This window comes from Bradyrhizobium sp. HKCCYLRH3059, assembly GCF_051168035.1.
GTDB lineage: Bacteria > Pseudomonadota > Alphaproteobacteria > Rhizobiales > Xanthobacteraceae > Bradyrhizobium.
Genome location: NZ_JBNPUF010000003.1, coordinates 620772 through 635317, shown reverse-complemented (window position 1 = coordinate 635317; position 14546 = coordinate 620772). Strand labels below are relative to the sequence as shown.

Annotated in this window: 12 protein-coding genes; 2 read left to right on the top strand and 10 right to left on the bottom strand. The window is 67.6% G+C overall.

Features of this window, described 5'->3' with window-relative positions:
• Positions 1-161: 161 nt before the first annotated feature.
• The 8 genes from eda to ACQR13_RS13655 form a co-directional block, all read right to left on the bottom strand.
• Entirely contained in the window at positions 162-806 is a 645-nt protein-coding gene (eda, locus tag ACQR13_RS13690) for a bifunctional 4-hydroxy-2-oxoglutarate aldolase/2-dehydro-3-deoxy-phosphogluconate aldolase (RefSeq protein WP_315827044.1), read from the bottom strand.
• Positions 803-1699: a sugar kinase gene (locus ACQR13_RS13685; protein ID WP_409977992.1), complete on the bottom strand. Its 897-nt coding sequence runs from the start codon at positions 1697-1699 to the stop codon at positions 803-805. Before ACQR13_RS13685 ends, eda begins: the two co-directional genes overlap by 4 nt.
• A gap of 47 nt (positions 1700-1746) precedes the next feature.
• On the bottom strand, positions 1747-2778 hold the full coding sequence (locus ACQR13_RS13680) for an L-idonate 5-dehydrogenase (RefSeq protein ID WP_316226324.1): 1032 nt from the start codon (positions 2776-2778) through the stop codon (positions 1747-1749).
• Between the two features lie 33 nt (positions 2779-2811).
• Positions 2812-3579, bottom strand: a complete 768-nt coding sequence (locus ACQR13_RS13675) for a glucose 1-dehydrogenase (protein WP_315750327.1) — start codon at positions 3577-3579, stop codon at positions 2812-2814.
• Positions 3580-3662: 83 nt separating this feature from the next.
• Positions 3663-4859, bottom strand: coding sequence for a mannonate dehydratase (gene uxuA / locus ACQR13_RS13670; protein WP_434862903.1), 1197 nt, complete (start codon positions 4857-4859; stop codon positions 3663-3665).
• A gap of 33 nt (positions 4860-4892) precedes the next feature.
• On the bottom strand, positions 4893-5618 hold the full coding sequence (locus tag ACQR13_RS13665) for a GntR family transcriptional regulator (protein ID WP_315718189.1): 726 nt from the start codon (positions 5616-5618) through the stop codon (positions 4893-4895).
• Positions 5619-5636: 18 nt separating this feature from the next.
• Positions 5637-7499, bottom strand: a complete 1863-nt coding sequence (locus ACQR13_RS13660) for a TRAP transporter large permease (RefSeq protein WP_434862902.1) — start codon at positions 7497-7499, stop codon at positions 5637-5639.
• A 72-nt stretch (positions 7500-7571) separates the two neighbouring features.
• Entirely contained in the window at positions 7572-8588 is a 1017-nt protein-coding gene (locus ACQR13_RS13655; protein ID WP_434862901.1) for a TRAP transporter substrate-binding protein, read from the bottom strand.
• A gap of 174 nt (positions 8589-8762) precedes the next feature.
• Here ACQR13_RS13655 and ACQR13_RS13650 point away from each other — a divergent pair, with 174 nt between their 5' ends.
• Complete coding sequence (locus tag ACQR13_RS13650) at positions 8763-9773, top strand: Zn-dependent oxidoreductase (RefSeq protein WP_434862900.1); 1011 nt, start codon at positions 8763-8765, stop codon at positions 9771-9773.
• 14 nt (positions 9774-9787) lie between these two features.
• A complete protein-coding gene (locus ACQR13_RS13645; RefSeq protein WP_434862899.1) occupies positions 9788-11269 on the top strand; it encodes a mannitol dehydrogenase family protein in 1482 nt (493 codons plus the stop codon).
• 43 nt (positions 11270-11312) lie between these two features.
• On the opposite strand, the gene ACQR13_RS13640 is transcribed toward ACQR13_RS13645, so the two are convergent.
• Positions 11313-12728, bottom strand: a complete 1416-nt coding sequence (locus ACQR13_RS13640; RefSeq protein ID WP_434862898.1) for an FAD-binding oxidoreductase — start codon at positions 12726-12728, stop codon at positions 11313-11315.
• A 120-nt stretch (positions 12729-12848) separates the two neighbouring features.
• Entirely contained in the window at positions 12849-14510 is a 1662-nt protein-coding gene (nikE, locus tag ACQR13_RS13635) for an ABC transporter ATP-binding protein (RefSeq protein ID WP_315750320.1), read from the bottom strand.
• Positions 14511-14546: the final 36 nt, after the last annotated feature.

Sequence of the window (14546 nt, the reverse complement as noted above, 5' to 3'; positions counted from 1 at the left end):
TCGACGGCCGGTGACGTCCGTTATTCCACGGAACATTTGGGATGACTAGTCATATTATTTGACTGTAATACTTTTTGAGAATGACAGGCGCCGACGGAGGCCCACGCTGCCGAAGATGAGCGTCGGACACAAACAAAATTTTAAGTTGTGGACAGGCCAGATCAGCGCAGCTTCGTCGCGTCGCGGGCGCGCTGCTCGATCGCAGCCCAGGCCCCGGCCCTGATGTCGGCCGCGGGGGCGACCCAGGAGCCGCCGATCGCAACGACCTTCTTATGCGCCAGCCATTGCGCAGCGTTGCCGGCATTGATGCCGCCCGTCGGGCAGAACCGTACGTTGGGGAACGGCCCGGCCAGCGCATCCAGCGCGGCGAGCCCACCGGCCGGCACCGCAGGAAAGAACTTCACCAGCTCATAGCCGCGCGTCACGCAGGCGATGAGATCAGAGGCGGTCTGAATGCCCGGAGCGAACGGCATTTCGCCCGCATTCGCGGCATCGAGCAGGCCGATCGACAGGCCCGGACTGATCGCGAAGGCTGCACCGAGCCCGGCGGCGCGCTCGTAGTCCGCCGGCGTCAGCACCGTGCCGATGCCGACAACGGCGTCCGGCACCTCATCGATGATCGCGCGTGCGGCATCGAGCCCCGCCTGCGTCCGCAAGGTGATCTCGATGACGCGGAGACCGCCGCTAACGAGCGCGCGCGCAAGCGGCACGGCATGCGCGGCGTCCTCGATCGTGATCACCGGAATCACCGGCGCCAGAGCGAACACCGCATCGAGCTTCGTGCGCTTGTCCAAATTGTTCATCATGCCTCGCTCATCGTCAGAATGTCCCGCGGCATCGCGGTGGCCGGGATCACGGCTCCCGGCGCCATGATCACGGCGCCGGCAAGCCGGTGGCCGGCCAACGCCGCCTTGCGGGGCGGCGCGCCCTTGATGCGCGCGGCGAGATAACCCGCATTGAAGGAATCGCCGGCCGCCGTGGTGTCGATCGGCTTGAGCACCGCAGGCGGCGCGATGTCGACCAGCACACCATCGGCATGGATCAGGCAGCCGCGTGCGCCGCGCTTGACGACGACCTCGCCGACCCCGGCTTCCTTGAAGCGGCGCAGGCTGACGGAGGCGTCGGCATCGCCGAACAGCATCTGCTCATCCTCGAGCGTCGGCAGCGCAACGTCGACCAGCGGCAGGATCGCGCGGAACGCGCGCTGCGCCACCTCGCGGCTGGCCCAGCCGCGCGGCCGGTAGTTGCCGTCGAAGACCACACGCGCGCCGCGCTTGCGCGCCACCGTCAAGAGCTCACGCAGCTTGGCCTTGCCGGTCTCGCCATAGAGCGAGAGGCTGATGCCGGAGAGATAGATCCAGTCGAAGCGGGAGAGCCTGTCGAGCATGTCGCGGTCGGCGCGATCGAACAGCTCGCGCGCCGGCGCGCGGTCGCGCCAATAGAGGAAGCTGCGCTCGCCCCGGGCATCGCGCTCGATCATGTACAGGCCGGGCACGCGGCCCTCGACCTGCAGCACCTCCGAGGTGTCGATGCCCTCGGCCTGCCAGGCCGCCAGCATCATGGCGCTCAAGGGATCATCGCCGAGCGCCGTGACGTAGGAGGTGGGCACGCCGAGCCGGGCCAGATAGAGCGCCGTGTTGAGCGTGTCGCCGCCGAAGCCGCGCCGGAACAGCGAGCCGTCCTCCTGCGCAAACTCCACCATGCACTCTCCGATGCAGGCGACTTTCATCGGCGTCAATCCATCCATCAAAACGTCAAATGAACCTTCATCGACCGGCTTCGATCGCTGGCGAGCTCGAAGGCGGCGACCGCCTGCTCGAATGGCAGCGCAGCCGAGATCAGCGGCTTGACGTCCAGCAGCCCCTCGCCCATCAGCCGCAGCGCCAGCTCGAATTCGCGGTCGAACCGGAACGTGCCGCGCAATTGCAGCTCCTTCGTGACCAGCGTGTTGACCGGCAAGGTCATCTCGCCGCCGAGCCCAAGCTGGACGATGACGCCGCCGGGCCTCATGACGTCGAGCGCCGCCCGCAGGGCGGCCTGGTTGCCGGAGGCCTCGAACAACACGTCGAACGTGCCCTTCCCGCTCCGCCACGGATCGAGCGCCGACGGCTCCGCCCCGACATTGAACGCATGGCTGGCGCCGAGCGTGCGCGCCATCGCAAGCGGCGCGTCGGCGACGTCGGTCGCCACGATCTCGGCTGCGCCGCCGTAACGCGCGACCAGGATCGACAGCGCTCCGATCGGGCCGCAGCCGGTCACCAGCACGCGCTTGCCGAGCAGCGAACCGGCCTGGTGCGCGGCATGCAGGCAGACCGACAGCGGCTCGGCCATCGCGGCCTCTCCCAGCGACAACGACGGCGCGATCGGCACCGCCTGTGAGGCATCCACGGTGACGAACTCGCGGAAGCCGCCCTGCACGTGGGGATCGCGCATCGCGCTGCCCATGAAGCGCATGTCCAGGCACTGGTTGCGCCGCCCCTCGCGGCAATAGGCGCATTTGCCGCACGGCAGGCTCGGATTGACGGCGACGCGCGTGCCCTCGGCGAGGCCGGTCACGCCGGCACCGACCGCGGCGACGTGGCCTGCGATCTCATGACCCAGCGCCATCGGCTGCTTGATGCGGACCGTGCCGAAGCCGCCATGATGGTAGTAATGCAGATCCGAGCCGCAGATGCCGCCGGCCTCGATCTTGACCCGGACCTCGCCGGGTCCCGGCGCCGGATCGGGAAAGCTGTCGATGCGCAGATCTTTCGGCGCGTGAATGACGACCGCACGCATGGCCGGCCTCCCTGTCTCGTGTCTTCCGCGATCCTACATCGCCGCCAGCATGCCGCCATCGACATAGATGGTCTGGCCGTTGACATAGGTCGACGCGTCGGAGGCCAGGAAGATCGCGGTGCCGACCAGTTCGTCGGGACGACCCCAGCGCTTCGCCGGGACGCGCGACATCAGCCAGTTGTTGAAGTCGGGGTTGCTCATCAGCGCCTGGTTCATATCGGTCAGCATGTAGCCGGGACCGATCGCATTGGCCTGGATGCCGTGCGCGGCCCATTCGACGGCCATCGCGCGGGTCAGGTTGCGGATGCCGCCCTTGGCCGTGGTGTAGGGCCCGATCGTCGGCCTTGCCAGCTCGCTGCCGAGCGAGCCGATGTTGATGATCTTGCCGCTGTTGCGCGGAATCATCCGCTTGGCGGCCTCGCGCCCGATCACGAACGCGCTGGTGAGGTTGGTCTCGATGACGCGGCGCCACTCGTCGGTGGTGAACTCGACCAGCGGCTTGCGGTGCTGGATGCCGGCATTGTTGACGAGGATGTCGATCGCGATCCCCTGGTCATCGAAACGCGCGAAGGCGCTGACCACGGCCTGCTCATCGGTCACGTCGAACGGGCAGGCCTCGGCCTGATGGCCCGCGGCGCGGAATTCTTCCGCCGCCGCCAGCGTGCGCGCCGGGTCGGTGCCGTTGATGACCAGCCGCGCCCCGGCCTTGGCAAAGCCTTCGGCAATAGCGCGGCCGAGGCCGCGGGAGGAGCCGGTCACCAGCGCGGTCTTGCCGGAGAGATCGAAGAGCGAGGTCGACATCTGTTCAACTCGTGGACGACGTTCCGGCTGGCATCCTCGTTGACGGACAGCGCGCTGACAAGCGCGTTATCCGGCCCTGCCGATCAAACCGGGAGACGGTTAATGGCCGCGACGGCGGTCATCACCCCGCGGATCTCGGCGAGGCCCTTGAGCCGGCCAACCAGCGGATAGCCGGGATGCGTGCCGCGGCCGATGTCGTCGACCAGCTCATGACCGTGATCGGGGCGGAACGGGATCCGCCAGTCCGGATCGCCCTCGGCCTTGCGGCGCGCCTGCTCCTTGAGCAGCGTCGTCACGATCGCAACCATGTCGACATCGCCGCGCAGATGCTCGGCCTCCATGAACGAGCCGTCGAGCATCTTGGTGACGTTGCGCAGATGGACGAAGCGGATGTGCGGGGCGAACCGCTCGGCAAGCCGCGGCACGTTGTTGTGGCCGCCGGCGCCGAGCGCGCCGGTGCAGAACGTGATGCCATTGGCCTTCGACGGGGCGGCCTCGACGATGAACTGCAGATCCTCGGCTGACGACACCACGCGCGGCAGGCCGAACAGGTCGCGCGGCGGATCGTCGGGATGGACGCACAGGCTGACACCGCACTCCTCCGCCACCGGCACCACCTCGCGCAGGAAGCGCGCGTAGTTGGCACGCAGCTCGGCATGGCCGATGCCGCGATATTTCTCCAGCATGCGGCGCAGGCCGGGCACGTCATAGCGGTCATAGGCGCCGGGCAACCCGGCCATGATGGTCGCGAGCAGCCGGTCCTTGTCGGCTTCGGAGGCCTGCGCCACCCAGGCCCTGGCGCGGTCGAGCACGTCGGAGGAGAATTCCGCCTCGGCGCCGGGCCGCTGCAGGATGTAGCAGTCGAACGCCGCCAGGCGATCCATGTCGAAGCGGAGCGCGGTGGCGCCGCCCGGCAGGCGGAAGGCGAGCTCGGTGCGGGTCCAGTCCAGCACCGCCATGAAATTGTAGCAGACGGTGGTGACGCCGCAGGCGGCGAGGTTGCGCAGCGACTGGCGGTAGTTGTCGAACAAGGACGTCAGATCGCCCTCGCCCAGCTTGATGGCCTCGGAGACCGGCAGGCTCTCGACCACGCTCCAGCGCAGCCGCAGCGATGAATCGCCTTCGATCAACCCGATGCGCCTGATGATCTCATCGGTGCTCCACACCACGCCGTAGGGAATGTGATGCAGCGCCGTCACGATGCCGGTCGCGCCGGTCTGGCGAACCTGCGGCACGGTGATGGGATCATCGGGTCCGAACCAGCGCCACGTCTGTTCCATGTCGTCACCTTCCAGAATGAATCAAGCGCGCGATCAGCGCCGCCGCCGTGCCCGCGTGCGCGGTTCGGCCTGCGACATCTCCTCCTGCCGGGCAAAGATGCCGTCAGCGCGGCGAAACACCTCGCGCAGATGCCGGCGCATCGCCGCGACCGCCTGGGCCTCGTTGCAGGCGGCCAGCCCGTCCAGGATCTCCTGATGCTGCGCGATCAGGAGCGGAATATGGCCGGCGTCCTCGATCAAGGTCAGATGGCGAACGCGGTCGAAATGGATCTTGGTCTGACGGATCACCTGCCAGACATGGGGATGCCGGCTGGTGCGGGCGATCGTCTGATGGAACGCCTCGTCATGGACGTAGAACTCCGCCGGCGTCGCCGCCGCCTTCTGCTTGTCGATCAGCTCGGTCAGCTCGCGCAGCGCCGTCGCATCGATGTAGCGGACGGCCTCGGCAACCAGCGCGCATTCGAGATGCTCGCGGATGAACTGCGCCTCGCCGAACGCCTCGCGCGACACCGGCGCCACCACGCTGCCGCTTTGCGGATAGATGCGCACGAGGTCGACATCGGCGAGCTTGATCAGCGCCTCGCGCACCGGCGTGCGGCTGACGCCGAGCCGCTCGCACAGATCGAGCTCGGCCATCGGCGTGCCCGGCGGCAGCGCGCCGGAGACGATGTCCTCGAGCAGCCGCTCGTAGACCTGGTCGGCGAGCCGCCGGCCGGCCTTGCCGTCCAGTCGTGTCAGCGGTGTCAGATCGTCATCCATGACGGCAGTCTACCCGATTCACAGGAAGCCTATCGAGATCCACGGCAGGAACACGATCAAGAGCAGCGCAACGACGAGTGCGGCGAGATGCGGCCAGACGTGGCGGATGACCTCGTCCGGCGAGGCGCGGCCGATGGCGCAGGCGAGATAGAAGCCGACGCCGAAAGGCGGCGTGAACAGGCCGAGCCCCATCGCGAACACCGCGATGATGGCGTAGTGCACCTCGTGCACGCCCATCATGCGCGCGATCGGGAACAGCAGCGGCCCGAACAGCACCACCGCCGGCACGCCCTCGAGCACGCTGCCGAGCACGACGAAGGCGAGCGCCGAAATCAGCAGGAAGCCCCAGCGGCCGCCGGGCGCGGCCACCATGAGGTCGACGAGCTGCTGCGAGAAGCCGGACTGGGTCAGCGCCCAGGCCATGCCGGTCGCAGCCCCCACCACCAGCAGGATAGCGCCGGACAGCGAGGCCGTATCGACCAGGATGGGATACACCCGCTTCCAGTCGAACTGGCGATAGACGAAGATACCGACCAGCACGGTGTAGATGACGCCGATCGCCGCGACCTCGGTCGCGGTGGCGACGCCCTCGACCACAGCCGAGCGGATCACGATCGGCAGACCGAGACCGGGAATAGAGATCGCAAACAGCCGCAGCCGCGTCTTGGCATCGAAACGCTGCGCGCCGCTCATGTCCTCCTTGCGCGTCTGCAGGAAGACGACGACGGAGAGTGCGATCAGGCCGACCACCGCCGGCAGCAGCCCGCCGGTGAACAGCGCCGCGATCGACACGCCCGTCACCGATCCGACCGTGATCAGCACGATCGAGGGCGGGATCGTTTCCGACATAACGGCCGAGGCCGACAGCAGCGACACCAGGTCGCCTTCCGAGCTGCCGCGCTGCTTCATCTCGGGAAACAGCGCCGGCGCAACCGCTGCCATGTCGGCCGCCTTGGCGCCGGAGATGCCGGAGACCAGGTACATCGCGCCGAGCAGCACATATTGCAGGCCACCGCGCAGATGGCCGATGAGCGAAACCAGGAACAGGATCATCGCCCGCGCCAGCCCGGCGATCTCGATCAGCGCACCCAGCAGCACGAACATCGGCACCGCCAGCAGCACCATGTGCGACATGCCCTCGCTGACCCGGCCGGGAACGATCAGGACCGGCACGGTCGTGCTGAAATGTAGATAGGCCACGGTGGCGAGCAGGAAGGTGAAGGCGATCGGCGTGCCGATCAACATGGCGCTGGCGACGAGCACAAAGAAGAAGATGAACAGATTGTAGTTGCCGAGATCCTCCAGCACAGGTGCGGCCGCATAGAGCGCCCCCGCACCGGCGAGCACCAGGGCCAGAGCGCCGACGACCTGCATGAGGCTCGCCTGCTGGATCAGCCGGTCGACCGCGGTGAGCAGCATCAGCAGCACGCCGACCAGCATCGCGGCCTCGCGATAGCCTTCGCTGATCTCGAGCACGGGCATCTGGCTGATCAGGTGGCTTTCGAGGTGGTGCCAGGACGGCATCACCAGCACGACCAGCACGGTGCAGACCAGCATCAGGCCGAGCGCGTCGGTGCGCGCCCGCCACGCCGGCGACAGATTGCGGACGAAGGCGGTGAGCCGCATGTGCTCGGCGCGTCGCAATGCGACGACGGCGCCGAGCATCGCCAGCCACACGAACAGCACGGTGGCGAGTTCGTCGGACCAGATCAGCGGAGCATTGAACACGTAGCGCGCGGCCGTGGCCGCACCGAGCAGGACCAATTCGGCGACCACGATCGCGGCGGCCAGCGCCTCGACGGCGCGGCCTAGCAGATGATCGAAACGCGCAAAGGCGCCATGCGACGGCACCGAGGTCGTCGCGGTCAGGTCAACGGCCATTCCACCCTCCCCGCAAGATCCTGCTGATGTCCGCGCATGCGGACATGCATCAGGGATGCAACGGCAGCTCGCTCAGAGCTGGCCGACCGATTTCTCCAGCAGGTCCCACGCCTCGGCGCCGAACTTGGTCTTCCACTCGGTGTAGAAGCCGGCGGTGCGCAGCGCGTCGCGGAACGGCTTGGTGTCGACCTTGTTGAAGGTCACGCCGGCCGCCTGCATGTCCGCCTGCGCCTTCTCGTTGAAGCCCTGGATGTCCTGGCGCTCCTTGACGGCGGCCTCCGACAGCGCCGCGGTGATGGCGTCGCGGACGTCGGCAGGCATGACATTCCAGCGCGCTGCATTGGCGAAGATGTAGTGGCCGTCCCAGATATGGCCTGATAGCGCGATGTACTTCTGCACCTCGTAGAGCTTGGCGCTCTGGATCAGCGCCAGCGGATTCTCCTGGCCGTCGACGATGCGGGTCTGCAGGGCCGCATAGAGCTCGCCGAAATTGATCGGCGTCGGCGCCGCGCCGAGCGTCTTGAACAGCGTCACCCACAACGGATTGCCGGGCACGCGGATCTTGAAGCCCTTGAGATCGTCGGGCGAGGCGATCGGCTTGGCGCCGGAGGTGATGTTGCGATAGCCATTGTCGAGGCATTTCGGGAGCACGTGCAGGCCGACCTTGGCGAACTCGCCGCGCACATGGTTGCCGAGATCGCCGTCCATCGCCGACCACACCTGGTCGTAACTCTCGAACGCGAACGCCACCGCATTGATCCCGCCGATCGGCACCACCGTCTGGTTCACACCTGACGTCGACATGAAGTCGAGCGCGCCGCTGCGCACCTGCGAGAACATGTCGGGCTCGCTGCCGAGCTGGCTGTTCGGATAGACCTGCAGGTCGACTAGGCCATTGGTCTGCTTCTTGATGAGCTCGGACGCCTCGATGATGCGGACGACGCCGGGATGGGTGGCGGGAAACGCCGTGCCGTAACGCAGGCGATACTTCGCGGATTGGGCGTGGGCCGGTCCAAACGCCAGGGCTGAGGCCCCCGCGAGCGCGGTGCCGACGAAGCTTCGACGGGACATGGATGTGGCTGAAGACATTGGCAAACCTCCCCTGCCGGCCCGCTGTGGGGCCTTTTGTATGTCATTCCTGTAACCGAAGCCTATAAGGGATACCAAAATAGGTTTCAATAGATAACTTGTATCCAAGTTATGAGGTTGCTATACGACGCCGGCTCGCGATCGAGATGAGCACTGAAGGGGATGGAGGGACGCGTGAAGAGCCTCGTGGTGGAGCGGCCCGGCCGCCTGTCGATCGAAACGCGCCCTGTCCCTGAGCCCGCCGCGGGCGAGCTCCGCATCAAGGTCGAGCGGGCCGGCATCTGCGGCTCCGACATCCATATCCTGCACGGCAGCAACCCGTTCGCGCGCTATCCGCGCGTGATCGGCCATGAATTCTTTGGCCGCATCGACAAGCTCGGCGACGGCGTCGACGCCAAGCTTGGCGCCCGCGCGGTGGTCGACCCCGTCGTCGCCTGCGGCCATTGCTATCCCTGCTCGGTCGGCCGCCCCAATGTCTGCGCTGAACTCGCCGTGCTCGGCGTCCACCGCGACGGCGGCTTTTCGGAATATGCCTGCGTACCGGCCGCAAACGCGCATCTGCTGCCGGACAGCGTCGACGACGACAAGGCGCCGCTGGTCGAGCCGTTCTCGATCGCCGCCAACATCAGCGACCACACCCGCGTGTTCGCCTCTGACGTGGCGCTGGTCTATGGCGCGGGCCCGATCGGCCTGACCGTGATCCAGGTGCTCAAGCACGTCTACGGCGTGAAGCAGCTGATCGTCACCGATCGCATCGATGCCCGGCTCGAAGCGGCGCGGCACAACGGCGCCGACCGCGTCATCAACACCGCCAGCACCGCCCTGCCCGAGGCCCTCGCCGCGGCCGATGTGACGCCGACCTTGATCATCGATGCCGCCTGCCATCCCGCCATTCTCGCCGAGGCCATCGAGATCGCCTCGCCTGCGGCACGCATCGGTCTGCTCGGCTTCTCGGCCGAGCCGTCGACCATCGTGCAGCAGAAGGTGACCGCCAAGGAGCTCGCGATCCACGCTTCCAGGCTCAACAGCGGCAAGTTCGCCAAGGTCGTCGACTGGTTCGCGCGCGGCACGCTGCATCCCGAGCGTCTGATCACCCACCGCTTCGGGCTCGACGCCTACGCCGCCGCATTCGAGACGTTCGAGCACAACCAGACCGAATGCTGCAAAGTGCAGCTGATCTTCTGACGAGCCGATACGCCATGGACCGCCTCGGCCCCTCAACGCTCCACCGCCTGCCCGCCGGCATCCTCAGGCCGGACTACGATCGCACGGCGGTCGCGACCGGCATCGTCCATCTCGGCCTCGGCGCCTTCCATCGCGGCCACCAGGCGGTCTACACGGATGCGCTGCTCAAGGACGATCCGCGCTGGGGCATCCTCGGCGTCTCCCTGCGCTCGCCCGACACGCGCGACGCGCTCGCGCCGCAAGGCGGGCTCTACAGCGTGACCGCGAGCGACGGCGCCGGCCAGCAGCGGCGCGTCATCGGCGCGCTCACCGGCCTTGCGGTCGCGCCGGAGGATCCGGCCGGCCTGCTCGCACGCCTCGCCGATCCCACCGTGCGCATCGTTTCCACCACGGTGACTGAGAAGGGCTACAACCACGATCCGGCGACCGGCACGCTGCGCGCCGATGATCCCGACATCCGTCACGACAGCGGTCACCTGACGCATCCTCGCAGCACGCTCGGATTCATCGTCGGCGGCCTGCGGCTGCGGCGGCAGCAGGGCCTGCCGCCCTACACGGTGCTGGCCTGCGACAATCTTCCGGCCAATGGCCATACCCTGCGCGGCCTCGTCATCGCCTTCGCCGAGCTGGTTGACCGCGACCTCGCCCGCTGGATCGCCGACGAGGTCCGCTTCCCCTCGACCATGGTCGATCGCATCGTGCCGGCCACCACCGACGCCGACCGCGCTGATGTCAGCACCGCGCTCGGCCTCGACGAGGCATGGCCCGTCGTCACCGAGCCGTTCAGCCAATGGGTCATCGAGGATGATTTCGGCGGCGATCGCCCGGCGTGGGACATCAGCGGCGCGCAGTTCGTCCGCGACGTCGCGCCGTTCGAGCTGATGAAGCTGCGGCTGCTCAACGGCGCGCACTCGACGATCGCCTATCTCGGCTATCTCATGGGCTGCGAGACGGTGGCCGCGGCCATGGCCGAGCCCGACCTCGCCGGCCTCGTCGAGGATATGATGTGCGACGAGGTCACGCCGACTCTGCCCGCGCTCGGCGGCTTCGACGTGACAGCCTATCGCGCCGCACTGCTGCAACGCTTCCGCAATCCGGCGCTGAAGCATCTGACAGCGCAGATCGCGATGGACGGCTCGCAGAAGCTGCCGCAGCGCCTGCTCGGCACCATCAGCGACCGGCTCGCCCGCGGCCAGCCGATCACCCGCCTCGCGCTCGCCGTCGCCGGGTGGATGCGCTACGTCAGCGGCACCGACGAACACCGCCAGCCGATCGCGCTGCGCGACCCGCTGGCGGCCAGACTGCGGGCCCTGGCGGATGACGCCGGCCCGGTTGCAGGCCGGCTTGCGCCTGCATTGTTCTCGGTCACATCGGTGTTCGGCACCGAGCTGCCGAACAATCCTCGCTTCACGCGCGCAGTTGAGACAGCACTCGACGGTCTCTTCCTGAAGGGAACCCGTGCAACTGTCGCGCAGACCCGACAGAACCCAGGCTGACGTCACACCGGTCCTGGCTGGACGAACGCGACGTCAGCACCGACTACACGTTCGGCAGCAGCTTGCCCGGGTTCATCAGACCATGCGGATCGAGCGCGCGCTTGAGCTGACGCATCAGTTCGAGCTCGAGCGGTGGCTTGCACAGCGGCATCTCCGCGGTGCGGAGCTGGCCGATGCCATGCTCGGCGCTGATCGAGCCGCGGCGGCGGGTGATCTCGTCGTGGACGAGGCGAGTGATCCGCGGACCGTGCCCGTCAAACTCGTCCTCGCTGATGTCGAGCGGCCGCATCAGATTGTAATGCAGGTTGCCGTCGCCGAGATGGCCGAACACCATGGGACGGATGCCGGGCAGCGCAGCGCCGACCGCCGCATCCATGACACCGACGAAATCGGCGATCTCGGCCACGGGCACCGCGACGTCGTGCTTCAGCGCCTTGCCTTCGCGCACCAGCGCCTCGGACACGCTCTCGCGTACGCGCCAGAACGCCTTGGCCTGGATGCCGTCCTGGGCCACGACGGCGTCGGAGGCAAGTCCTTCCGCCATCGCCTGAGCTAGCGCGGTTTCGAGACGCGCCGTCAGCGCGGGCTCGTCGCTGATGTCGCTGAGCTCGATCAGCACCGCTGCGTCGGGCAGCGCCGTGAACGGCAGCCGCGCATCCGGGATCTGGCACAGGATCATGTCGAGCGTCGCCGAGGTCAGGAATTCGAATGCAGTGAGGCGATCGCCGCAATGGGCGCGTGACAGCCGCAGCAGCTCCAGCGCGGCGGCCGCATCGGCGAGCGCGACGAAGGCCGTGGCGCGCGCGGTCGGCTGCGGAAACAGTTTCAGCACCGCGCCAGTGATGATGCCGAGCGTGCCTTCCGAGCCGATGAAGAGATCGCGCAGCGCATAGCCGGTGTTGTCCTTGCGCAAGGCGCGCAGGCCGTCCCAGATGCGGCCATCCGGCAGCACCACTTCGAGGCCGAGCGTGAGCTCGCGCATCACGCCATAGCGCAGCACGGCGACGCCGCCGGCGTTGGCCGCGAGATTGCCGCCGACGGTGCAGCTCCCCTCGGACCCGAGGCTGAGTGGAAACAGCAGGCCGGCCGCGCCGGCGGCCTCCTGCACCTTCGCCAGCACGACGCCGGCATCGACCACCATGGTCTGGCCGATGGGATCGAGCGCGCGGATGCGGTTCATCCGCGCCAGCGACAGCACGATCGCCCCGCCGCTCGCATCCGGTGTCGCGCCGCCGGACAGGCTCGTGTGGCCGCCCTGCGGCACCACGGCGACGCGGGCCTCGGCGCAGGCCGCCATGACCGCGGAGACCTCTGCCGTCGACGCAGGACGCACGACGGCGATGGCAGCGCCACGATACTTGCCCAGCCAGTCGCGCAGATATGGCGCCTGATCTTCGGCTGCGACGAGAACATGCGCTGCGCCGACGGCGCTCTGCAGCCTTTCGATCAGCTCCGTCATGACGCGCGATCCAACCCTTTGATGACCTGAGATGGCGATGCGCACAAACTAACAGCTCCGCCGATCGCGGCCCCAATACCAAGTTGTCCGCCGTCCATAATCGATTGTTATGGACGAGGATCAGGCCGGTGCCAGCGCCATCGGCGGGTCGATATGCGGGACAGCGTCGACCAGCTCGCGCGTGTAGTCGGTCTGCGGATTGGCGAACAGCGCCCGGCTCTCGCCCTGCTCGATGATGAGGCCTGTGCGCAGCACGATGGTACGGTCGCACATCATGCGCACGACATTGAGATCGTGGCTGACGAACAGGAAGGCGAGGTTGTCCTCGCGCCGAAGCCGGTTCAGGAGCTGCAGCACCACGGCCTGAACGGAGACGTCGAGCGCCGCGGTCGGCTCGTCCAGCACCAGCAGCCGCGGCTTGCAGGCAATTGCGCGGGCAATGCCGACGCGCGCCTTCTGCCCGCCAGAGAGCTGATGCGGAAAGCGCGACAGCAGCTCGCGCGGCAGGCCGACACGCTCGGCGCATTCCTCGACGCGCTGGCGCAGCTTGTCACCGCTGCGCATGTTCATCAGCCGCAGCAGCGGATGGGCGATGCAGTCGAACGCCGTGTAGCGCGGATTGAGGCTGTCGTTCGGATCCTGGAAGACGATCTGGATGTCCCTGCGCAGCTCGGAACGGTGGAAGTCGCGCGCCGGGATCTGGCCGATGGACTGGCCGTCGAACAGGATCTCGCCGGCGCTGGCATCGATCAGCCGGCAGATCATGCGCGACGTCGTGCTCTTGCCGGAGCCGCTCTCGCCGACCAGGCCGACGCTCTCGCCGCCGCGCATGGTCATCGAGAAGTCCGCGACGCCCACGGTGCCGTCGTCGAAACGCTTGCTGACAGTCCTGACGTCGAGCAGCAGCGGCGTGCCGTGCGGCGGAGGCGGCAGCTCGCTTATCTCGACCAACGGAAGCCTCTCGCCATCGGGCACCAGATCCTCGATGCGCGAGGTCGCCGTCGGCGACGCCGCGACCAGCCGTTTGGTGTAGGGGTGCTGCGGCCGATGGAACAGCGTGAGCGGCTCGGCCTCCTCGACCAGCCTGCCCTGCTCCATCACCGCGACGCGCGCGCAGTAGCGCGCGGCCAGCCCGAGATCATGCGTGATCAGGATCGTCGCCATGCCGCGGTCGCCGGCGATATGAGCGAGCAGGTCCATCACCACCTTCTGCGTGGTGACGTCGAGGCCGGTGGTCGGCTCGTCCGCGATCAGCAGCTGCGGGCTGCAGGAGATCGCGATCGCGATCATCACCCGTTGGCACATGCCGCCGGAGAGCTCATGCGGATAGGCGCTCATGCGCCGCTTGGGATCGCGGATCTGCACGGCCTTCAAGAGTTGCAGCGCCTCGGCCTGCGCCTCCTGCCGCGACAGCCGTCTATGCGCAAGGATCGCATCCGCAATCTGCTGGCCGACGGTGCGGATGGGATTGAGCGCCGCGCGCGGGTTCTGGAAGATCATCGCCATCGCAGCACCATGCAGGCTGCGCAGATCGGCGCCGCCGGCGCGGGTGATGTCCTGGCCCTTGAAGCGGATCCGACCGTCGGTGATGCGGCCGGCCTTGTCGAGCAGGTGGGTGATGGCAAAGCCGGTCACCGATTTGCCGGAGCCGCTCTCGCCGACGAGGCCAAGCATCTCACCCGGTGCCAGCGAAAGAGACACGCCGCGCACGGCCTCGACGATGCCACGGCGGGTGGAGAAGGAGACCTTGAGGTTCTCGACCTCGAGCAGCGGTGCGCTCACGTTCTCATCCTCGGATGCGCCACGCTGATCATCTTC

Bases quoted from the DNA above. Each gene is read 5' to 3' on its own strand.
- ACQR13_RS13680 (WP_316226324.1), bottom strand. From the start codon at position 2,778: ATGCGTGCGGTCGTCATTCACGCGCCGAAAGATCTGCGCATCGACAGC.
- ACQR13_RS13645 (WP_434862899.1), top strand. From the start codon at position 9,788: ATGGACCGCCTCGGCCCCTCAACGCTCCACCGCCTGCCCGCCGGCATC.
- ACQR13_RS13665 (WP_315718189.1), bottom strand. From the start codon at position 5,618: ATGGATGACGATCTGACACCGCTGACACGACTGGACGGCAAGGCCGGC.
- ACQR13_RS13675 (WP_315750327.1), bottom strand. From the start codon at position 3,579: ATGTCGACCTCGCTCTTCGATCTCTCCGGCAAGACCGCGCTGGTGACC.
- ACQR13_RS13660 (WP_434862902.1), bottom strand. From the start codon at position 7,499: ATGGCCGTTGACCTGACCGCGACGACCTCGGTGCCGTCGCATGGCGCC.
- ACQR13_RS13640 (WP_434862898.1), bottom strand. From the start codon at position 12,728: ATGACGGAGCTGATCGAAAGGCTGCAGAGCGCCGTCGGCGCAGCGCAT.
- ACQR13_RS13655 (WP_434862901.1), bottom strand. From the start codon at position 8,588: ATGTCTTCAGCCACATCCATGTCCCGTCGAAGCTTCGTCGGCACCGCG.
- eda (WP_315827044.1), bottom strand. From the start codon at position 806: ATGATGAACAATTTGGACAAGCGCACGAAGCTCGATGCGGTGTTCGCT.
- uxuA (WP_434862903.1), bottom strand. From the start codon at position 4,859: ATGGAACAGACGTGGCGCTGGTTCGGACCCGATGATCCCATCACCGTG.